Source organism: Phyllobacterium sp. (assembly GCF_037994425.1).
Lineage (GTDB): Bacteria > Pseudomonadota > Alphaproteobacteria > Rhizobiales > Rhizobiaceae > Phyllobacterium.
Window position 1 is genome coordinate 1 of the sequence record NZ_JBBNAM010000158.1, and the last position, 19,148, is coordinate 19,148.

The 19,148-nt window shown below is 55.0% G+C and carries 21 protein-coding genes and 3 pseudogenes; 14 read left to right on the top strand and 10 right to left on the bottom strand.

The genetic code is table 11. The features are described 5' to 3' along the window. The first annotated feature begins 248 nt into the window (after positions 1-248). The 6 genes and pseudogenes from AAAB35_RS11655 (at position 249) to AAAB35_RS11680 (ending at position 4,768) form a co-directional block, all read left to right on the top strand. Positions 249-1,481 (top strand): patatin-like phospholipase family protein, encoded by a 1,233-nt coding sequence (locus AAAB35_RS11655; protein WP_340668450.1) that lies wholly within the window; start codon positions 249-251, stop codon positions 1,479-1,481. Between the two features lie 42 nt (positions 1,482-1,523). Continuing rightward, entirely contained in the window at positions 1,524-2,261 is a 738-nt protein-coding gene (locus AAAB35_RS11660; RefSeq protein ID WP_340668451.1) for an acetoacetate decarboxylase, read from the top strand. 25 nt (positions 2,262-2,286) lie between these two features. Beyond that, entirely contained in the window at positions 2,287-3,066 is a 780-nt protein-coding gene (locus AAAB35_RS11665) for a 3-hydroxybutyrate dehydrogenase (RefSeq protein WP_340668452.1), read from the top strand. A 239-nt stretch (positions 3,067-3,305) separates the two neighbouring features. Continuing rightward, the gene (locus tag AAAB35_RS11670; RefSeq protein ID WP_340668453.1) at positions 3,306-3,599 is read left to right on the top strand and encodes a hypothetical protein; all 294 of its coding nucleotides are present in this window, start codon (positions 3,306-3,308) and stop codon (positions 3,597-3,599) included. Then, a pseudogene (locus tag AAAB35_RS11675) lies at positions 3,547-3,660 on the top strand (IS6 family transposase); the annotation flags it as partial. The gene AAAB35_RS11670 and the pseudogene AAAB35_RS11675, both read left to right, overlap by 53 nt. A 130-nt stretch (positions 3,661-3,790) precedes the next feature. After that, entirely contained in the window at positions 3,791-4,768 is a 978-nt protein-coding gene (locus AAAB35_RS11680) for an HWE histidine kinase domain-containing protein (RefSeq protein WP_340668454.1), read from the top strand. A 56-nt stretch (positions 4,769-4,824) separates the two neighbouring features. Here AAAB35_RS11680 and AAAB35_RS11685 read toward each other — a convergent pair. Continuing rightward, positions 4,825-5,093: pseudogene (locus AAAB35_RS11685) on the bottom strand (DDE-type integrase/transposase/recombinase); the annotation flags it as partial. A gap of 105 nt (positions 5,094-5,198) precedes the next feature. Between AAAB35_RS11685 and AAAB35_RS11690 the strand changes: the two are divergent. Beyond that, on the top strand, positions 5,199-5,414 hold the full coding sequence (locus AAAB35_RS11690) for a hypothetical protein (RefSeq protein WP_340668455.1): 216 nt from the start codon (positions 5,199-5,201) through the stop codon (positions 5,412-5,414). Positions 5,415-6,598: 1,184 nt separating this feature from the next. On the opposite strand, the gene AAAB35_RS11695 is transcribed toward AAAB35_RS11690, so the two are convergent. Beyond that, positions 6,599-6,856, bottom strand: a complete 258-nt coding sequence (locus tag AAAB35_RS11695) for a DUF982 domain-containing protein (RefSeq protein WP_340668456.1) — start codon at positions 6,854-6,856, stop codon at positions 6,599-6,601. 53 nt (positions 6,857-6,909) lie between these two features. Continuing rightward, complete coding sequence (locus AAAB35_RS11700; RefSeq protein ID WP_340668457.1) at positions 6,910-7,101, bottom strand: hypothetical protein; 192 nt, start codon at positions 7,099-7,101, stop codon at positions 6,910-6,912. 218 nt (positions 7,102-7,319) lie between these two features. On the opposite strand from AAAB35_RS11700, the gene AAAB35_RS11705 reads away from it, so the two are divergent. After that, complete coding sequence (locus AAAB35_RS11705) at positions 7,320-7,610, top strand: hypothetical protein (protein WP_340668458.1); 291 nt, start codon at positions 7,320-7,322, stop codon at positions 7,608-7,610. A 22-nt stretch (positions 7,611-7,632) separates the two neighbouring features. Next, the gene (locus tag AAAB35_RS11710; protein ID WP_340668459.1) at positions 7,633-7,863 is read left to right on the top strand and encodes a hypothetical protein; all 231 of its coding nucleotides are present in this window, start codon (positions 7,633-7,635) and stop codon (positions 7,861-7,863) included. Positions 7,864-8,138: 275 nt separating this feature from the next. Here the strand turns inward: AAAB35_RS11710 and AAAB35_RS11715 are convergent, their stop codons facing one another. Further along, positions 8,139-8,309 carry a hypothetical protein gene (locus tag AAAB35_RS11715; protein ID WP_340668460.1) on the bottom strand — a complete coding sequence of 57 codons (171 nt, stop codon included), beginning with the start codon at positions 8,307-8,309 and terminating at the stop codon, positions 8,139-8,141. Positions 8,310-8,957: 648 nt separating this feature from the next. Between AAAB35_RS11715 and AAAB35_RS11720 the strand changes: the two are divergent. Beyond that, positions 8,958-10,091 (top strand): annotated as a pseudogene (locus AAAB35_RS11720) (ISL3 family transposase); the annotation flags it as partial. 189 nt (positions 10,092-10,280) lie between these two features. Here the strand turns inward: AAAB35_RS11720 and AAAB35_RS11725 are convergent. Both AAAB35_RS11725 and AAAB35_RS11730 read right to left on the bottom strand, forming a co-directional pair. Next, positions 10,281-10,502, bottom strand: a complete 222-nt coding sequence (locus tag AAAB35_RS11725; RefSeq protein WP_340668461.1) for a hypothetical protein — start codon at positions 10,500-10,502, stop codon at positions 10,281-10,283. A 47-nt stretch (positions 10,503-10,549) separates the two neighbouring features. Continuing rightward, positions 10,550-11,635, bottom strand: coding sequence for a S8/S53 family peptidase (locus AAAB35_RS11730; RefSeq protein ID WP_340668462.1), 1,086 nt, complete (start codon positions 11,633-11,635; stop codon positions 10,550-10,552). 266 nt (positions 11,636-11,901) lie between these two features. Here AAAB35_RS11730 and AAAB35_RS11735 point away from each other — a divergent pair, with 266 nt between their 5' ends. Together AAAB35_RS11735 and AAAB35_RS11740 are read left to right on the top strand one after the other, a co-directional pair. Further along, positions 11,902-13,944, top strand: coding sequence for an AAA family ATPase (locus tag AAAB35_RS11735; protein WP_340668463.1), 2,043 nt, complete (start codon positions 11,902-11,904; stop codon positions 13,942-13,944). A 65-nt stretch (positions 13,945-14,009) separates the two neighbouring features. Beyond that, the gene (locus AAAB35_RS11740) at positions 14,010-14,801 is read left to right on the top strand and encodes a retron system putative HNH endonuclease (protein WP_340668464.1); all 792 of its coding nucleotides are present in this window, start codon (positions 14,010-14,012) and stop codon (positions 14,799-14,801) included. Positions 14,802-14,815: 14 nt separating this feature from the next. Here the strand turns inward: AAAB35_RS11740 and AAAB35_RS11745 are convergent, their stop codons facing one another. The 4 genes from AAAB35_RS11745 to AAAB35_RS11760 form a co-directional block, all read right to left on the bottom strand. Continuing rightward, positions 14,816-15,955 (bottom strand): hypothetical protein, encoded by a 1,140-nt coding sequence (locus tag AAAB35_RS11745; protein WP_340668465.1) that lies wholly within the window; start codon positions 15,953-15,955, stop codon positions 14,816-14,818. 209 nt (positions 15,956-16,164) lie between these two features. After that, positions 16,165-16,362, bottom strand: a complete 198-nt coding sequence (locus AAAB35_RS11750) for a hypothetical protein (protein WP_340668466.1) — start codon at positions 16,360-16,362, stop codon at positions 16,165-16,167. A 49-nt stretch (positions 16,363-16,411) separates the two neighbouring features. Further along, on the bottom strand, positions 16,412-16,891 hold the full coding sequence (locus tag AAAB35_RS11755) for a hypothetical protein (protein ID WP_340668467.1): 480 nt from the start codon (positions 16,889-16,891) through the stop codon (positions 16,412-16,414). A 157-nt stretch (positions 16,892-17,048) separates the two neighbouring features. Continuing rightward, positions 17,049-17,315, bottom strand: coding sequence for a hypothetical protein (locus tag AAAB35_RS11760; RefSeq protein WP_340668468.1), 267 nt, complete (start codon positions 17,313-17,315; stop codon positions 17,049-17,051). 88 nt (positions 17,316-17,403) lie between these two features. On the opposite strand from AAAB35_RS11760, the gene AAAB35_RS11765 reads away from it, so the two are divergent. Continuing rightward, on the top strand, positions 17,404-17,631 hold the full coding sequence (locus tag AAAB35_RS11765; RefSeq protein WP_340668469.1) for a helix-turn-helix domain-containing protein: 228 nt from the start codon (positions 17,404-17,406) through the stop codon (positions 17,629-17,631). Then, positions 17,628-18,884 (top strand): type II toxin-antitoxin system HipA family toxin, encoded by a 1,257-nt coding sequence (locus tag AAAB35_RS11770; RefSeq protein ID WP_340668470.1) that lies wholly within the window; start codon positions 17,628-17,630, stop codon positions 18,882-18,884. The genes AAAB35_RS11765 and AAAB35_RS11770 overlap by 4 nt, the downstream gene beginning before the upstream one ends. The last annotated feature ends 264 nt before the right edge of the window (positions 18,885-19,148 follow it).

The following is a 19,148-nucleotide window of genomic DNA, read 5'->3' on the forward strand; positions in this document are numbered from 1 at the left end:
AGGCCGCGCTCAGGGCCATCCTCGAGATATCCCTGAAGCCGAGAGTGGAACTTCGGCAACTCGCCACGGAAGCGCTGACCAAGAGTCTGGATCCCGATCCCCTCCTGGCATTCAGTCTTGTCTGCGCGGCAGACCTGGCGAGCTTGCAACGGTCCATGGTCTGACGCGAACGCCTTCGGCCGACAACAGTCTTTATCAAGAGTCATCAGTTGCCGTCGCACCATCAGAAGACGGCGAGAGGAATCATCATGAACGAACATGTTCTCACGCATCGAAATCCTGTATCGGAACATCCTCAGCGGAGCGGACGACCGCCCTTCGAACGCATTGCGCTCTTGCTGCAGGGCGGCGGCGCCCTCGGCGCATATCAGGCAGGCGTCTATCAAGGCCTGGCCGAGGCCGGTCTTCATCCCGACTGGACCGCCGGGATTTCCATCGGCGCGATCAACGCTGCCCTCATAGCGGGCAATCCGCCCGAAGACCGCGTCGCGAAGCTCCGGCAGTTCTGGGAACTTGTCACTTCAACCGATCCATATTGGCAGTTTCCACCCAGCCCAACGGCCGAAGGCAACGATAATATCGCCACGGTATTGGCGCAATTTGACCCGTCAAAGGGCGATGTCGTCCGCGCCTTGTCTAACCAATGGAGCGCAGCGCGGGCTTTGTGCCTGGGCGCGCCGGGCTTTTTCATGCCCCGCCTGCTGACACCCTGGCTCTGGCCGCATGGTTCTACCGAAGCCACCAGTTACTATGACACGCAATCGCTCAAGTCGACGCTGGAGCGGCTGGTTGACTTCGATCGCATCAATAGCGGGGCCATGCGCTTCAGCGTCGGCGCGGTCAATGTGCGCACCGGCAACTTCGTCTACTTCGATAACACCACTCACCTGATCCGCCCCGAGCATGTGATGGCGAGCGGAGCTTTGCCACCCGGTTTTCCCGCGATCGAAATTGATGGCGAGCATTACTGGGACGGCGGTCTCGTTTCCAACACACCGCTCAGCTGGGTGGTTGATAACCTGCCGCACCGTGACACCCTCGCGTTTCAGGTCGATCTCTGGTCAGCCCAAGGCGAGCTACCGCGGAAGATGGCACAAATTCAGGCGCGCCAGAAGGAAATCCAGTATTCGAGCCGCACCCGGGCCGAGTTGAACCGCTTCCGCGAAATACAATTCCTGCGCGGTGCCCTTTCGCGCCTGATCGAGAAACTGCCGGCAGAACTGGCGGCGAGCCCTGACGTTGACATCCTGCGTCCTGCTTCCGAGCCGAAGGTCTGGAATCTTGTGCAGCTCGGCTATCACTCCAAGAAATACGAGGACGACACGAAAGACTACGAGTTTTCGCGCCGGAGCATGGAGGATCACTGGCAGGCGGGGTACCACGACACCATCCGCACCCTACGCCACCCCGAGGTGCTCGAGCGCCCCCGTAGTCCCGACGGTGTCTTCACCTTCGATATCGTCGAGCAAGAGCGCGCATAAATCATCCACCGTGCACAAGATACATGAAACATGGAGTCTATCATGAAGGAAGGCCACGTGCGTGAGCGCGCGTTCTCAATGCCGCTTACGAGCCCCGCATATCCACCGGGTCCCTATCGGTTCTGTCAGCGCGAATATCTCGTCATCACCTATCGCACTCACCCCGAGAGATTGCGCGAACTCGTACCAGGACCCCTCGAAGTGATCGAACCGCTCGTCAAGTATGAATTTATCCGTATGCCGGATTCGAGTGGATTTGGCGACTATACCGAAAGCGGCCAAGTGATCCCCGTCTCATTCCGGGGAAAACACGGCAGCTACACCCATAGCATGTTCCTCAACGACGAATCGCCGATTGCCGCCGGACGGGAGGTTTGGGGCTTTCCGAAAAAGTTTGCGCAGCCAACGCTTCGCGCCGAGACCGACACACTCGTCGGTACCCTCGACTATGGGCCCGTGCGTGTAGCCACCGGCACCATGGGTTACAAGCACAAACCCGCTGATGCGGCTGCGGTGCTCGCCTCGCTCGCCGAGCCCAACTTCCTGCTCAAGATCATTCCACATGTCGACGGCAGTCCGCGCATTTGCGAACTGGTTGAATATTATCTCGAGGATGTCGAAGTCCGCGGTGCGTGGACGGGGCCGGGCGCGCTCGATCTCCACGCACATGCGTTGGCACCCGTCGCCGACCTGCCGGTGCTTGAGGTGGTCTCGACAATGCATTTCATCGCGAACCTGACCCTCGGTCTCGGCAAAGTCGTCCACGACTATCTGCGCTAAACCCCGCAACACAGGAGAATAAATCATGCTTCTTGAAAACAAAGTTGCCATAGTCACCGGAGCCGCGAGCGGCATCGGCATGGAAATTGCAGCCCTCTTCGTGCGCGAAGGCGCGCGCGTGACAATCGCTGACCGAGACCCAGAGCGCGCGAACGCAGTGGCCAACGAGCTCGGCGGACATGAACACGCGATCGGGATTGCCGTCGATGTGACCAACGAAGCCGAGGTCGAAGCCTGCGTCGCCAAGACTGTCGCCGCCTTCGGCAAGGTCGACATCCTCGTTTCGAACGCCGGCATCCAGACCGTGGCACCGCTCCACGAGCTCGAGTTCGATCGATGGAAAAAGCTTCTTGCTGTTCATCTGGACGGGGCGTTTCTCACGACGCGCGCCTGTTTGCGCGAGATGTACAAGCACGGCCGTGGCGGGAGCATCATCTATATGGGCTCGGTGCATTCGAAGGAGGCATCGGTGTTGAAGGGCCCCTATGTCACGGCCAAGCACGGCCTCATGGGACTGGCCAAGGTCGTCGCCAAGGAGGGCGCTGCACACGGTGTCCGCGCCAATGTCATTTGCCCGGGCTTTGTGCGCACGCCGCTCGTCGACAAGCAGATCCCGGAGCAGGCGAAAAAACTCGGGATTTCCGAGGATGATGTCATTAGGAATGTCATGCTGAAGGAGACGGTTGATGGCGAGTTCACCACGATCGAGGATGTGGCGCAGACCACCCTTTTCCTGGCCGCATTCCGTTCAAACGCACTCACAGGACAATCAATCGTCGTCAGTCACGGCTGGGGCATGCGGTAACGGGGCGGGGGAGCTCCGTTGACACGCGGACCAACCAGAGGCGGCCCTACCTACAAGCGGGCTGTGGCGGCGCAGTCGATCTGCGATGCCGTCAAGACGCGATGCTTCGTCGACGGAAAGTGAGGCGCTTCGCTCAAGAATGTTGTTTTAGGAAACTGCTCTCGGCCTCATAAGATGCTACGTTTACCACAAGGGCCGCCGTTCGACTGGGGCTCTCCCAACCCGCCCTGAGCCGGGCGATGAGGTGGCTTGAGGGGCGGCTTGGCCTGCGGCTGCTGAACCGAACCACCCGCAGCGTCGCCCCCCCCGGAGGCCGGCGAGCGCCTTCTTCGGAGCATCGAGCCGCAATGTGGGCAAGTTGCTTCGGCCGGAAATCCAGAAGTTGGGTTTTGTTGCAACGTTTTGGTTACCGGCAGAATGCCAAGGAAACTGTCTATTATTTTCGGAGGGTTTCGATGCTCAATGGCCGCCAGTTCGATCCTGCCTTGCGTACGCTGGTACCTTGCCTACAATCTGGGCCTGCGCGATCTTGAGCGCGGCATTGCGGTCGATCACACGACCATCCATCGTTGGACCATTCGTTATTGGCCTTTGCGGCTATCAAGATTCCGAGTTTGTTTGAGCGAGTCATTCGTCGGAAGAGGACAAGCGAGTACTATCGTGTGCCAGAACTTTCGGATTTTGTGGGTTGTAGTGGGAGCGGAAAATTGCACGAGGGAAGCCAATGACCATCAAACGTATCGCAGAACTGGTCCTCGAGAGCGCAATCGACTATGCCATCATTACAGCTGACCTATCCGGAAACGTCACCTCATGGAGCGTTGGCGCTGAAAATATTTTTGGCTGGAGTGAGGATGAGGCAATGGGGCTGGCAGCCGATATCATCTTCACAAGCGAGGACCGCACGCATGAGGTTCCGCGCAAAGAAATGGCCAACGCCCTGAAAAACGGGCGTGCCACGGATGAACGCTGGCATGTGCGCAAGGACGGATCGAAGTTTTGGGCGAGCGGCGAGATGGTACCGCTTCAGGATGGCGGTCCACCTGAAGGTTTCCTGAAGATCGTTCGGGACCGAACGCAGCAAAAGCGCGCGGTTGAACTGCAATCGATGTTAAGCCAGGAACTAAGCCATCGCTTGAAGAACCAACTTGCAATGGTTCAGGGCATCGTCAACCAGTCGCTGCGGCGTGCGGAAAACATCGAGGCGGCGCGCCTGTCGATAAGCCAGCGTCTTGGCGTTCTTGGACGAGCCCACGACCTGCTTTTGACTGGCTATGGCGAACGCATAGCGGTTCGAACCCTTATTGAAAGATCGGTGAATCTCAATCAGGATGGACGCGGTAGCCAGTTCAGTCTCAATGGTCCGGATATGGATGTTGGACCGCAGTCAGCACTATCCCTGGCAATGCTCCTGCATGAACTTACAACCAACGCATACAAGTACGGGGCTCTGTCCACCCCTGATGGCCAGGTTATCGTTGAATGGGGGATTGCAGAACTCAGCGGTGAACCTGCGTTCAGTCTGGAATGGCGGGAGAATCACGGTCCTCCGGTTGTCGAGCCTACTGTTGAGGGGCTAGGTACTCGCCTGATAAGAAGCGGGGTAGCGGGCGCACCAAACCACGTCAATTTGGTTTATGCCCCGGACGGACTCGAATGCACAGTGCTGGCGCAGCTCGAAGGGTTCCAAGCAGATATGTAGTTGGCGGGCTTGTCACCTTGTTTGAACGACAGGTGTGTTAATTGTTACGGAGAGTTTCAGACGAGTTGGCCGCTGACGGTTTTCCACTGAGCCATTGCTTGCAGCCGGTCATTGCGAATTGGTTGGCAGAAGGTTTTGTGTGATCTGGAATGAAGAGATTTCTGACAGTCGAGAAGATGAAGACGAAATGCTGGAGCGACCCGATCGTTCGGAAACCTTGCCGCATTCTTTCTCGCTTTCGAAACGGCAGGTGAGAATTATCAGCCCTGTTGTTCAAGCCCTTATGCGAACGATGTTCAACCGTTGGCATGACCTGGCGGATGGCGAAGGCTAACAAATTTAATCAGGCAGCCTCTCGGGACATTGAATTTCCAAAACACCGAAATATATTTTTCTCCGTTCTTCTTCTCTTTTTGCACGGATGGGTAAAATGGAACGGAAGTTGGACCACGGACTCGACTGCCCAATCTGCGGCACAATCTATCTCGACATTCCCAAAGACGTTGCAAGCGACACGCCAATCCAGTGCAGCACATGCGGCACCTTCCTTGGCAGTTGGGGTGAGCTGGAGAGCTCCTTCAATAAGCAAGGCGGACAGCACGGCGTCTTTGACATGTACGACGGCCAAATTATTCGCAAAGATTAAATGTCGCTCACCGCTCTTGCGGGGAATGGTCGCGATCAACCACAGTAAATGGAATATAGATGCCGGCGCGGCTCGCGGCGCGGATCAATGCATCATGGGCCGCGGATGGAGCCGCCCTTCCTTCAAAGACCATCTGGCACACACGCACCGCCCTTTGTCGCGCTGGATCATCGTTGGGCCAATGGCGTTCTAGAGCGTGAAGCGCTTGCTCGACTGTACTGATTAAGCGCGTGCGATTGCCCTCACTTTTCAGACATATCGGGGCAAAATTCAGTTCGCTCATTACATGACTTTTCTATTGGTTAGTTTATCTCGAATTCGCTGCTCCGAATTTTGTTCCGCCCCGGTCTCCCAAATGGAACAAGGAAATTTGTATGTCGTTTCGGTTTCGCTGACAAAACTCGTCAGCGTGGGCCCTTCCCGTGGGAAACCACCTGGGGTCCATGGGACGGTGGGTCAAATCCACCGTCCCTCCCAAGAAGCAAACCATTCCATGATGAATGCGAAATGTTAGCTGGGTTCCCGTCCATTGGCCGTGGACCGAAGATGGGCATTCAAGCGGCATATAATTACCCGGGGATGGCTCGCCGGCGATTTCCCCACGCGGACTTCTTGCGCGTCGGGAGTTGTGTTTTCTCATGCTCAAACCGCTGCAGGTGCCCTGCCTTCGGCCATGTATGAGGATTATAAGACATTCAAAATGGTTCGGGTGTTCGGCCGGAAGCCGGGCCAGCTAGCCGCGATCGCGTCCGCCTATGACGCCGCGAAATTCATGCTGGAAGAATGGCCGCATGATCTACATCGCGTAGTGCCTGCCTAATTCGCTCTCTATCTTTTTTCGATTGCCGCCGTGCTTGGCCATAAGTTTGAGCACGCGTGGTCTAGCGAGATTGTACCGGTTCATGAGGTATTCAACTTCATAGTCTTCGTTGAGCGTTACGCGCACTCGGGAGCGGGTGCCGAGCTTTGTTTTGTCGGTTATCATGTCTAACAGGTCCTTTGCTGTTTGGGCCTAAAGTGCATTTCTCACGCGCGCATTCGCCGCAAAACTATGAAAAACGCCCAAACAAGCACGATGAAAAACATCGCGGCGAACGCGTAACTGAGCAGGTTGGTTGAGAAGACATTGGCTGAAACAGTCATCATTGTTTTTACAATCTATTGGTGAGAATAAGTGGTAGGGACTAGCGGCTCTCGCCGGTCGTCTCCCATACGTAGATACCAGCTTCCTTTGCCGCGCCGATAAAAGCGCTTCGCACATCGTCGCTCGAAACTGAGCCGCCTAAGCCGCCAAGACAGGCTAAGTTTGCTGCGCGGAACTTCGGGCCATCTTGCACAGGCCAGCCTTCGGCTAGAAACGCAGATGCTTCTTCCACCGAAGCAATATTCAGCATCTGCCCCGAGCCTTTTACGATTACGTGTGGGAAATTGAGATCGGTCATACAACCCAACGGGCCACATTGGCTTTCGTTCCGGTATCCCGTAAGTGTGATGGCTAATCAATTGACTTGCTGATGATTTGAGTGCTCTCAGCCGTTTCGAGCTCGTCTAGCAGATCATCAATTTCCTGAGTGTTCTTCATCACCTCATGGCCGGAACGGAGGGCTTGTTGGAACTCACGGCGAGCCACATTACGGCGCAACGAATTTGCCATAGCCCGCTCTCGTTCCGACTTGCTTTTTGCCATGGTCGCCCCGCTCATCGATGGCGTAAAACACGCCTGGTGGACTTTCGTTCCAAGAGACGCCCGAGACCAGTCTCCAACGGCCCGAATTTGCTGCACTTTGCGGTTTAAGTTGACACCTTGGGTCCGGTGGCAGACAATTCTGCGGTCGTCAGGCATCTATGGCCACTGGCGCTTGAGAGATCAGATGTGCTCCCGCTACTAACCGCGAGGAGACAGACATGTTGCCCGCACCTAAAATCGAAACCGACCCGCATCTTATACTCCCGGACGACTGGGTTGTGCTGCAAACTGCCCATGATAGCGCCTCGAGGATTTTGGGCCGATCCCCGAAAACCCATCCCTATGCCGATCGCTTGGCAAGGCAGATATTCCGGCTGTTTGATCTGGGCCATCGCGACCCGGCCATCATTGCCGCCATCGCTGCGCAGACGGAACGTGTTCGAGCCGGGCATTCTGACAATCGGAATAAAGCGTTGACGCTCGTTCCTTGGGCCAATGAACGTGTATGACCCATTATAGCGAAGGACGTCGATGCTCTTTCAACGTCTCACATCGGTAGCGAACAATGCCTACGCCGAAGAAGACTGGCATATTATGGCTTCGGCATTTGGGATCGCTTCCTTCCTCCTTCAGCGCAGTATCGGCATCGATAGGAATGCCGGACGCTTGGCGCGCGAGATAATGCGGCTCTTCAACACCGGCCTACGCGACGTCAACAAAATCGCCACGCTTGCGGCTGATCGAGAACGCTTGATGGGGTGATGAGTAGGATAAATGACGATGGAGGATACATTCTGCCCTATTTGCAGTGATCGAGCGGAGATTGTTTCGAGGGATATCGGATTTATTGAATTTGATTGCCCACACTGCGGTCGCTTCAGAATGTCACCTTCCGCGCTGGAGACGATCGACCGGAAGTCACGTGAAGAGCTAGAGGCTTTGCTCAACAGCGCGAGACAGGACGCTCAGGGCGGGGGCTGGTATACCGATTATTCGTGACTTCGATTAGACACGGGGCGGCGCTTCCGGACTGACGATCAACGCGACCTGGACTTCTCCGCCTGATCCAGCCGCTTGAGCAGATCGTTAAATCGTCGGTCGTTCGATGCGGGAACATATCTGGAGCGTAATGCATCCGCAAAGCCGGCCTCCTGCATCTGCTCTTTGATAGCCGTCATTCGCTTCTTTTCGTCGTCTTCATCACTCATGCCGTTGGCCTTCAATGAACAACATGCGTGCAGCATAAACGTTCCTCGGCATCGCCGAAAAATGCGAAAAAACCTAAACTTAGCCCGATAACGATTGACTTCGTTGGTCTGCGAGCAGACTGTCGACCAGTCGTCAGGCATGTATGGCAACTGACGCTTGAGAGATCGAACGCTCCCGCTTAAAAAACGAGGGAGCTCATCTTGTTCCATCCCATCAACAGGTATCTTTATTCCTCCGAAGATTGGCGAGTAATGCAAGTCGCTCACAATAGGGCCTCTGCAATCTTGCAGCGCGACCAAGACGGACAAAAACGCCGACCGCCTGGCTCGGTCTGTTATTATTCTCTACGAACGAGGATTGCGCGACTTAAGTCAGATTGTTTCGACGGCAGTCGCACAAGAGTTGCTCGTCACGCGCATAGGAGATCAACGGTCGGGCACCCACTCTTTCGAAACGGGAATTTCTCCCCGCCTCGACAGTGATCAGCCATCACGAAACGAAGCAATAATATTGCCGTTCAGACCATCATACTCCAATGTAAGGCAGCACTTGACCCGCCTTGGCGTCTGTCGATTTACACTTGAAACGGTTCTTCCTCAATTTCTGTGGTTAACAGAGTGTTAGCGCCGCGATTGCTATCTGCGGGGATGCGAACGCAATTGAAATGGTCACCCGGCCCAGGGGTCAAAGTTCTGGGTACCACCCTTCAAGATGAAGAAAACTGGGTTGTTTCTGCCGCTGCGAAACCTGTCGGTATCTGCCCGGATTGCGGAAGGCGAAGCCGGCACCGGCACGGCTGGCACAACCGCCGCCTCCAGGACTTGCCTGTTCAGGGTCAAGTTGTGAAAATCAAACTCGCACTGAACCGGTGGCAGTGTAGGCACCGGAAATGCGGGCGACGAACCTTCATCGACAGGTTGCCCGAGATTGCTTCACCCTACACGCGACGAACTGAACGGATGGCCGAGATTGTACGCTTGATTGGCCACAAGATGGGCGGTCGCCCGGGTGAAAACTTGATGCATCGGCTCGGCATGCCGGTCAGTGACGACACGATCTTGCGGCAATTGAAGCGCAATAATCCGGCGTCCATGCAAAAAGACAATATTCGGGTTGTAGGCATTGATGATTGGAGCTGGCGGCATTCCTCGCGGTACGGCACGATCATGGTCGATCTTGAGCGTCAATCGGTCGTCGATGTTCTGGACGACCGCAGCGTTGAGAGCGCAAAAGCATGGTTGCAAGAACGTCCGACGATCGAAATTGTTAGCCGAGATCGCTGTGGCCTGTATGCCCAGGCAGCCCGGGAGGGCGCACCGCAGGCCCGCCAGGTGGCTGACCGTTTTCATCTGGTCCAAAATCTCAGGGCGGCAATCAAGGAACAGATGAGCGTTTATGGCCACGCCCATGTTAGACCCATTCTCTCCGAAGATGCGATCGCCAGCGCTACGGCACAACACCGCCGAGCCCGCTTGCAGCACAGACAATCCCGTCAGGAAATATTTGCCACGCTTCAAGCTTTGCGCCAGCAGGGCCTCACCTACAGCGAGATTGCAAGGCGGACCGGATACGAGCGCCGCAGCATCGCGAATTGGCTCACTTCTAACGCACCTCGAGACAGAAACCGGGCAGCATTGAATCCGACATCGCCGTTGTATTTTGAAACTTTTCTGGCTGAATGCTGGAAGAATGGAAACCGCATTGGGCGCCATCTGTTTCACGATATCAAGAACCGCGGCTACACGGGCAGTCGTTCCATCGCTCCGAAGGTCGTTGCCTCCTCAACAGCCTGTAATTTTGCAGCCTTGATCACCGGATAATCGATCTCGATTTGGATCTTGCGCGCGTTGATATTTCCTGGATGGCCGTCTTCCTCTGGGGCGTGAGAAGGGGAATGAGCGGAAGGCGGGCTTGTCCTTAGGAAAAAAATTCTTGATCGCCGAAGAGTGCTCAACGCACTCCTCAAGCTATTAAAGCAGGTTCATCTCGTAATAATCTTCAACGCGAGCAAACGGGATTCGTGTCGCCGCAGCATCGCACGCAAGCATGTCCATCTTGACAGTAAGGACATCCTTATTATGGCCGTCTAGGATTTCCACGCTGCCCGGCAGTGATTCAACCATGTGAGTCAAATCATCCGCGCTATAGATAGCACGGGCGTCTCGTTGAAGAGAAATGAGAAAAATCTGCATCAAACCTTCCTTATTGAACCCCATTGTAGGCTTTCGGGCGCTGTCTTTCAAGGCACGGTCAGCAATCCGTGGCGAACGACTTCTGACTCCAGCCCTACATCTCGGCTATTGCTGACCAAGATTTCGTACATTTTGTCCCATCTTCGTGCCGACCTGGGTAAACTCCGCCAAAGCTTAGATGTTCCCGCGAGGATGACCGCTGCCGTAGCGGCCGCCACTGGAGCAGCAAATGACGTTCCGCTCACGGCGCGAGCAGCGTGGCCACCATAGTCCCAAATCGTATTCGAACCGCCGGCGATGAATTTAACGTTCGCGCCGGTCGCGCTACCATCCCACAGATAGTGTTCCGCGCCAATATTTACTAGGGACTGAAAATCATCGCGTGCCTCTACGGTCTCATGCGGTGCAAATCCACGGCGACCCATCGCCGCGACTGAAATCGCCTCAGGATAGCACGCTGGATAGAGCGGAGCCCCACCCCGATTGCCTGAAGCAAAAAAGCAAAGGGTGCCGACGTCGCGGGCATCCAGAACGGCGTCGTGCACAACCGTCGTGGGCTTCGAGCAGTCTCCCGCACTTATCGAAATTATATCGCAGTCCCGTTTGCTTGCCAATTCGCGAATGCCGTTTGCCACCATGCCTGGGTTGAGCCCCACCTTGATTGGCGATGCGGCCAGCCTCGCTGAGAGGAAAAAGCCTTGCGCTCCTGGAGCGAGTCCCTGAAAGCCGTCGGAACCGACCGTACGCGAAAATACCAAGCTGGTGACGGCGTTGCCATGAGACGCTTCTGGCAGGAGGCCATCCGCTGGAACCCCGTATTGCTTCTGATCGCCTAGTTTCTGAACATGAGAAAGAGAAGGATCGTCGGCGCAAAGCTGAAGTCCAGCGTCTATCACACCAATTGTCACGCCGCTTCCCCTCCGGGTATCCGACGACGTAACCCCGGCAAGCTTGTGCCACCAGGAGATTGGCCCCACCTTTGGCAGGGGCCTTAGATCGACACGTTCGCTTTTCAAAGGCGAGTACACAATAGTTGACCAATAGCCAGCTGCCAGCGAGGTCAATAGGACGGCCATTATTGCATGAGCATTATCGAGTTCGACAACGCCGCCCGACACCACGCGATGTTCCACGTTTTTATCGTTCCCGACGGTTCGAACCAAGACACCCGGAACCGGCCGGTCCCCGCCGAATACCTCGAGACGTACACGCATTGTTTCAAAACGCCCCCTTCAACAGTCGAATTAACTCAGTTTGATGCTCAATATGGACAGCAAATAAAGGAACCAAGAAATATTAAACCAGGTTATGTATTTGAGTTTGAACGGTAATATTGTATATTAGATGTGGCTATCAGGTCAACGGCAACTCATCCGCCAGGTTCTCCAGGAAAGACGGAATGATCTTCATCGATCGTGGAGGTTTCCCCTCACCAGTCAGCTCCGAGCTGGAGACGATAGGTATACAAAAGACTCGTGAGTACTATGGTCTGGATACCACGCTCCGCCGTCAGACCAAGCTTGATCTCATCGTGGAATGGCGCGCCCTTCGCCGGGAAGTCGAGGCTCCCTTACGAGAGCTTTTTCATAACAAATGTGCATTTTGCGAAACTAGACTTGAATTCGGCCCTGTCGAGATTGATCGCTTTCGCCCTCCTGTCGGCGCAACAAACATGGATGGACGAGGAAGTCTCGATCATTATGGGTGGCTTGCCCTTGAATGGAATAATCTTTACCCGATTTGTGGAGCCTGCAATCGCGCCAAGAAAAGCCTGTTTCCAGTACGAGGCGAAAGAGCGGCCATTCTCACGCCGATCGATCAGATCAATTCGGCCGAAATCGCCTTGCTTCTTGACCCGGCGAACGATCAGCCCGAAACACATTTTGAATTCGCCGCGGATGGTTCAATAAAGGCGATCACTGAGCGCGGCGAAGTGACCATCAAAGTGTTCAACCTTAATCGGACACCGCTGCGCGACGACAGACGTGAAATCTATCAACGCACCACGCTTTTATACCAATCTGGAGCTCCAACTGACGCTCTTACGAGTGGTGGCGCACCTTATTCTGCCACCGCCCGCGCGGCCGTCGCCAGCTTTTCCGACGACTTGGAGCTGCTCGAATCCTTTGCGGTGCCCGAGGAAAATAGAACCGCCGAGGTCATCATGTCAGATGACGAGGATGCGTTCAGACTCACGTCACGGCCATTGGAATCCGTTTCCATTCGCAATTTTCGTATGTTGCAAGAGGTGGATCTTCGCTTCTCTGACCCAAGGAACGACAGAGCGCCGTGGTTGATGTTGCTCGGCGAAAACGCATCGGGTAAGAGTTCGTTTCTCCAGGCTGTAGCTCTCGCGCTCGCTGGGGCTGAGGAAGCCTCTCGAATTACCCGTCCGAGCAAGATCATTTCAGCTGGACGAGCGCGTGGTCAGGTCACATTGAAGTTTTGGGATAACTCAGCGCCGGTGGAGCTGCGGTTCGACAAAAGCGATGCCCATTTTGAGGGTACGCGGCGACCTTCGGCAATAGTTCTTGGCTATGGGTCGGTACGCTATCCGGATCCGCGAGTGCGCGACACGACGACGTTTGAATCACGATTTGCGCGGATTTCGAACCTGATCCGACCAATCGCAAGAATGCGCTTGCATCGTTCTTGGTTGCGCGATCTTCCCAGTGAGCAATTCGACATCGTTGGCAGAGTACTAAAGGAAATATTGCCAATCGAACAAGAAGCGTTGCTATTGCGGCGGCAGGGGCGCGTTTTTTTCCGCAGTAACGAGCATATTGCTTCTCTAACCGAGATGTCAGCCGGATATCAGGCCATTGTGGCGGTTTGTCTCGACATTATGCGCTTGCTATTTGAGTGGTGGGAGACCCTGCAAAGCGCAACGGCGATTGTCATCATAGATGAAATAGATGCTCATCTTCATCCGAGATGGAAAATGCGCATTGTCGGCGCGTTAAGAACCTGCTTTCCTCTAGTTCAATTCATTGCAAGCACCCATGATCCGCTCGTATTGCGGGGCCTACGCAACGGCGAGGTTGCCTTGATGGAACGCAACGACGAGGGCGCTGTCATTGCGAACAGAGATTTACCGCCCGTGGAAGGCATGCTTGTTGACGATCTCCTCGTTTCGCGGCACTTCGGTCTTGGCAGTACAATCGATCCAACGTCCGAGAGTTTGTACAATGAGTATTATCACTTGCTATCGCTACCCGCTGAACCGGTCCGAGATAGGCGCATTAGCGAATTGAGAGAACGCTTGGGCGACAAGGAGTCATTTGGCCGTAATCAGCGAGAAAATCTGTTCTTGGCGGCTGCTGAGTTGGCCCTAGCTGGGCAAGGCCAACAGCAGTCGCTCAGCAAAGAAGAATTGACTCAAGCCACAATCTCGCGACTGAAGGCGCTAACCAATCGCGTTGGTCAGCGACGACCAAGATGAGAGCAGTCGTCCGACCAGCGTTGGCTCCGGCTGGATTAGGCAGAGTAACGCAAGGGGCGACCGAATTGCAGCGCGCCTACACCCACTTTGTAACGAAGAAGCAGGTGGATGGCTTCAAGTTCACGGCGTATTCCGACGCCTCGGTTAAGAAGGCACTTAGCGAGCTTTTCCAAGGATTTTGTGCATATTGCGAAAGCTACTACGACGCGACGCAAACCCAGGATGTCGAGCACTTTCGACCAAAGGGGAGGGTCGACAACGGTACAGCGAAGACGAAACCGGGATACTGGTGGCTGGCCGCGGAATGGACCAATTTGGTACCGTCGTGCATCCTCTGTAATCGAGAAACCAACCAGCTGCTTTTCGACGGAACCATTTTCAAAACGGGGAAAGGCGACCGATTTCCTCTTCTGGACGAATCGAAGCGGGCCAAGGAGCAGGGTCAGGAGGTGCGAGAAGTTCCCTTGTTGATTGATCCGTGCGCGGATGATCCCACAGAATTCTTGACCTATGCCGTCTTGGACGGGAAATGCATCGTTGTCCCAAGGACGGCTAACGAAACGGATTTGCGATACAAGCGCGCCCGTGCGTCAATCGACGTGTATGGCTTGAACCGTGCGAAGCTCGTATTAGACCGAACCCGATATATGATGAGGATCTCAATTTCGCTTCGTCAACTTCAACGATCCATCCGCCAGCTCAATCACGCCCAGGAGGCCACGATATTAGACATCGAAGGATCCATATCCGATGAACTAGAATATTTGGCGATGCACATGCGCGCAGAAGATCGATTTTCGGCCATGTCACGGTGGTTGATCGAACCAGTACTCAACAGACTGGATATCTCTTTATAGCAGTGGCACTCATGTCACATTTCCTTCAACCTCAATGCTTTTCTCAGCATCTTTATGTGGTGTGGTGCGGGGCGGCCCAGCTGAAACGGGAAGTTCCAGTACTTCGTGTGACTGAAGAATGGAACTTGCTCTCCGTTCAGGACTCGCCCGTCCACATCGCGTTGAGGCAATACCATGACGTCTCGGATCCCACTTACCTGCTTACCTTCGAGGGTTGTCGAAAATTGGGACGCCAGCGGTCCAGAAATAATATCGCCCCAAAAAATTGCGGAATGAGGCGAATAAAGGTTCGTCCAGCGCGTATAGGCAAAGAGCGCCGCGTGGTGAGGGATACGATAGGCAAGTGGATCGCTAGCCTTGCTGTCATTCTTGTGCCTGTAGGTGAAATGGTGTTGCCTCGTTTTCCCGTCATATTCCATGGCAGGCGGACATGTAGGGAGAACTCGACGCTCTTGCGCCTTGTGAAGATTGCCCAAATCCGCGGCCAACAGGAACTCGGCGTGGGCAAGGGGTGACCCCAGTGTTACAAAGTCACTGACAATCCAGGGGCAACCGGAGCCTACAAGTTCCTTCAAACAGAGATTTTGTTGTTCCTGAAACTCATCGATACCAAGCGCTTCCATTGTAATCTGCGCCGGTTTTTCGCTTGTGGCCCCCGTCGAAGCTTCAGTCGCGAGCCCAGCGGCATTTCCGATCGTGCTTTCGAGTTTGTCTCGTTCAGGCTGTTCGCGCGCCAATAGCGTCTTTTCATCGTATTTGGAGGTCGTGTTCAATCGGGCGAAGCAATGGCTCAAGATGTCATAGGCCACGATTGTTCCCAATGAGTGGGCCACCACGACGATGCGATCATATTGACTCTTCGTCAATTTGCCGTCCTCAAAACCCATCAGGGTTTCAAGGAGTTCCACACCTTTTTCGCGAATTTCTTGACGTCGCGCGACGTTAAGTGGCTCGGCCTTTACATATCGAGCAACATCGCCGAAGTATTTAAGAAGATACTTATTAACAAGGCCGCCAACAACCACGCCAACAGCGCCGATCAAAATCGGTGCCGCCATCAACCACCAGAACGAGGCCTTGTCGTTTTCCAAAGCGACACAACTATTGAATATGCAATTGCGAAGTGTGGAAAGCGGCACGAAGGCAGCGAGCATGCAAAGTGCAACCAGGACTGTGATTGCCCATAGGAGTATCCACGCCCCACGTACGCGTGGCGGCACGCTCAGTGGGCTGCGCCATAGAAGGTCGAAGACCCACGACTTCAGCTGCTCCCACGTTGTTCCATAGATGAGGTGTGCCCAATAGTATTCGAAGAAGTCCGTCGATCCACGCGTTGTATCGAGTGCTTCGGTTGTCATCCTCCTCAGTTCAAAGAACGGTTCCGTCGATCGGGTTTACTCCAGACAGCATTTTCAAAGCGTTTCCCGCCCGTAAGCGAGTCAGGACGGTCTCTATCGATCAGGCTATCGTCGGTGACCCAAACGGTCTCGACGAATCCCTGCAAGGTTTCCATGGGAATCTGTTCGCCCATTCCATGAATAATCACCACCGCTTGCTTCATGTCTCTGACTCCAGTGCGACGAGAACGGGTGGTTTCTTCTGCCGATTCATCAGGCATCAGCCTTGATGCGGGAGCCGCCCGCCTTTTTGCGCGAGGTTCCTGCAATACGTAGTAGCGACTGGAATGAGCCTTTGGCCCCTCTTATAATTTCCGTGGCCTCCTCTACAGTCTCTCTCAACGGTATCCAGTTTCGACTAGGCACATTGGTGTTCCTGTGATCCGCGTCCACAACCGCCAATGAATTACCTTTGTAGCTTCCGATATTATTCTCGATCACTCCCTTGATTGACTTGGCGTTTAGTTTGATCCGGTTTCCACCGGATTGATGCAGAGTCGCTAGTGGTATGAATGGTGCGAACTGGTTTGAGACGGAGTCGAGAGTGCCCTGGGCAAAAAGGCCGCCCGCCGCATAGTCCACCAGCACGGTGTTCTGAGGTTCGTCGGCGAATTCAGAATCGCGAAGTTGGACAACCATATCACTGTCGACGCTTCTGGATTTCCCCTTGTCATCTGTCAGTTTTACTAGCATGAGAGCCCCCCCGTTAACACAGCGTGCAATGGCGCTTCATGCTATGACAGCACGCGGTGCGCCGCAGAGCAAAACCGCACGAAAATGAGATCATTCGCTCTTCTTTTTAGCAATACAGCTAAAAGAACTATGTAGCCCGGCTGCGGTTGGGGAATAGCTAGGGCTCGGAGGCTGGAGTGTATTCAAGAATGGCAGTCGTGCCGGCTAATGATGGCACGAGGCCACCATGCAGCGGCGTCTGTATAGCCAGACGCTCTTGAAATGATCCCTGTCCAAAAGACCTGATCGCGGGAATAGCTTGGTGATCGAAGGGGAACATTCGTGCATTGTTCACGCCACGTTCTGAAAAGATCGCATAATGGCCAGTATGGAACAGCAAAATACCTTGATAATCATCCCGAACGGGATTATTTATGAAGTTCATTTCCGAGTATCCAAAAAATCGTCCCGAGCGGTTCTTTTTGTAGATTTTACTATCTGCGCTGCTATAATCGTCCCGCTAGGGATGATTCATGCAGCCGATCACAGATAGTAAGAGCTTTGGGCTTCTGATCCGTGGGGAGCGAAAAGCGCAGAAACTTACACAGGAGCAGCTCGCAGCGCTGACCGGGGTTGGGGTGCGTTTCGTGCGCGAGCTCGAAGCCGGGAAGGATAGTTGCCAGATAGGGCGCGCCCTACAGGTGGCGGCGACCTTAGGATTGCGTGTTTCCGTCGGCAGTCGTCGGGAGAGTGCGTCATGACGCATCTGCTGGACGTCTACTACAGGGAAGAGAAGGCAGGCGTGCTCAGTCAGGGAGATGGTGGCACACTCAGCTTCGCTTACGATGCTGGTTATCTAGAAGGAAGCAGATCCAGCGCCATCTCATTTTCCATGCCCTTGCAGGAGGCGGCTTATGGAGACAGGATCGTTCGCCCTTTTTTTTCCGGCCTTCTGCCAGATGAAGGCGCGCGACAGCGCCTTTCGGGCGCGCTCGGGATTTCCTCAGGCAATGCCTTTGGCCTTCTGGAGGTCATAGGCGGGGAATGCGCGGGGGCATTATCGCTCTATCCCGCAGGTGAGGCGCCGTTATCATCGGATGACTATGGCGTTGAATTTCTGAGCACGGAGCGGCTAGAGGAAATCCTTGGCAAACTGCGTGAGCGCCCTCTATTAGGAGGTGCGGAAGGGGTACGCCTGTCCCTTGCCGGTGCGCAGGACAAGCTTGCTGTCTGTGTTGAGGGAGAGAGTATCGGGCTTGCCAAGGGCGGCCGTCCGACGACCCATATCTTAAAGCCCTTCATCCAGGCCCTCGATGGTACGGTCGAGAACGAACTATTCTGCCTGCGCCTCGCTGCGCGGTTGAGGCTTCCCGTGCCCAACGTGGAAATGAGGCACGGCGCGATTCCGTTCCTGTTAGTCGAGCGCTATGACCGCGCGCGGCATGAAGACGGGACGATCACACGCCTCCACCAGGAGGATTTCTGTCAGGCATTGAGCGTGCCGCCGGAGCTGAAATATGAGGCAGAAGGCGGGCCGGGAACAGAAGCGTCGCTGGCGCTGATTGGCAGTAGCACCGCGCGTCCCGCAGCCGACCGTCTCGGGTTCATCGGCAGGCTCATTCTGCATTACCTTGTCGGCAATGCGGATGCCCACGGTAAGAACTACGCGTTGCTTTACAGCGGCGGAATTCCTGACCTGGCACCGCTCTACGATGTTCTTTGCACAGCCGCTTACCCAAGGCTGGACAAAAAGCTCGCCATGGCCATTGGCGGGCGCGCCGTCCCCGACACGATACAGCTACAGCAATGGTTTACCCTTGTGCCTGATTTGCGCGGGGCGCAGCGGCTACTGGTCAAGGACATCGCCGAACTCGCAGGGCGCATCAGCGGTCAAGCCGACGAGCTTCTCGCGGAGTTTGCCGAGGGCGGCATTAGCCATGAAATCCTCAAAGTCATTCGTGGCGTCATACGGACGCGCGCGGCGCATTTGCTGCGTATTATCGAAAAGGCGTGAAAATTGTCTTTTGGTCCCGCCGGGCCGCTCGAGCCGTTAATACCGGGCGGCCGGGCATTATTCCTTCTGTGTGCATGTAAGCATAATGCAGCGCCTGGCACCTTAGAATTTGCTGCTGAAAAGAATCCAGCGCCAGTTGCTGCCGAAGGCGAACAGGCTCACGCATTGTTTTCGGGTTTACGCTGAAAAGATCGCATGGTGGCCAGAATGGAACAGCTTCTGACAAGTGCTAAGCTCAAGCCACATGAGTTTACTGGCCTTTGA

What these genes read in the sequence shown, in the direction of transcription:
- AAAB35_RS11695 (WP_340668456.1), bottom strand. Translation starts at nt 6,856, where the DNA reads ATGACCGATCTCAATTTCCCACACGTAATCGTAAAAGGCTCGGGGCAG.
- AAAB35_RS11670 (WP_340668453.1), top strand. Translation starts at nt 3,306, where the DNA reads ATGAGGTGGCTTGAGGGGCGGCTTGGCCTGCGGCTGCTGAACCGAACC.
- AAAB35_RS11725 (WP_340668461.1), bottom strand. Translation starts at nt 10,502, where the DNA reads ATGCAGATTTTTCTCATTTCTCTTCAACGAGACGCCCGTGCTATCTAT.
- AAAB35_RS11660 (WP_340668451.1), top strand. Translation starts at nt 1,524, where the DNA reads ATGAAGGAAGGCCACGTGCGTGAGCGCGCGTTCTCAATGCCGCTTACG.
- AAAB35_RS11700 (WP_340668457.1), bottom strand. Translation starts at nt 7,101, where the DNA reads ATGGCAAAAAGCAAGTCGGAACGAGAGCGGGCTATGGCAAATTCGTTG.
- AAAB35_RS11705 (WP_340668458.1), top strand. Translation starts at nt 7,320, where the DNA reads ATGTTGCCCGCACCTAAAATCGAAACCGACCCGCATCTTATACTCCCG.
- AAAB35_RS11680 (WP_340668454.1), top strand. Translation starts at nt 3,791, where the DNA reads ATGACCATCAAACGTATCGCAGAACTGGTCCTCGAGAGCGCAATCGAC.
- AAAB35_RS11760 (WP_340668468.1), bottom strand. Translation starts at nt 17,315, where the DNA reads ATGAACTTCATAAATAATCCCGTTCGGGATGATTATCAAGGTATTTTG.
- AAAB35_RS11715 (WP_340668460.1), bottom strand. Translation starts at nt 8,309, where the DNA reads ATGAGTGATGAAGACGACGAAAAGAAGCGAATGACGGCTATCAAAGAG.
- AAAB35_RS11665 (WP_340668452.1), top strand. Translation starts at nt 2,287, where the DNA reads ATGCTTCTTGAAAACAAAGTTGCCATAGTCACCGGAGCCGCGAGCGGC.
- AAAB35_RS11710 (WP_340668459.1), top strand. Translation starts at nt 7,633, where the DNA reads ATGCTCTTTCAACGTCTCACATCGGTAGCGAACAATGCCTACGCCGAA.
- AAAB35_RS11690 (WP_340668455.1), top strand. Translation starts at nt 5,199, where the DNA reads ATGGAACGGAAGTTGGACCACGGACTCGACTGCCCAATCTGCGGCACA.
- AAAB35_RS11755 (WP_340668467.1), bottom strand. Translation starts at nt 16,891, where the DNA reads ATGCTAGTAAAACTGACAGATGACAAGGGGAAATCCAGAAGCGTCGAC.
- AAAB35_RS11770 (WP_340668470.1), top strand. Translation starts at nt 17,628, where the DNA reads ATGACGCATCTGCTGGACGTCTACTACAGGGAAGAGAAGGCAGGCGTG.
- AAAB35_RS11750 (WP_340668466.1), bottom strand. Translation starts at nt 16,362, where the DNA reads ATGAAGCAAGCGGTGGTGATTATTCATGGAATGGGCGAACAGATTCCC.
- AAAB35_RS11765 (WP_340668469.1), top strand. Translation starts at nt 17,404, where the DNA reads ATGCAGCCGATCACAGATAGTAAGAGCTTTGGGCTTCTGATCCGTGGG.
- AAAB35_RS11655 (WP_340668450.1), top strand. Translation starts at nt 249, where the DNA reads ATGAACGAACATGTTCTCACGCATCGAAATCCTGTATCGGAACATCCT.
- AAAB35_RS11745 (WP_340668465.1), bottom strand. Translation starts at nt 15,955, where the DNA reads ATGCTCGCTGCCTTCGTGCCGCTTTCCACACTTCGCAATTGCATATTC.
- AAAB35_RS11735 (WP_340668463.1), top strand. Translation starts at nt 11,902, where the DNA reads ATGATCTTCATCGATCGTGGAGGTTTCCCCTCACCAGTCAGCTCCGAG.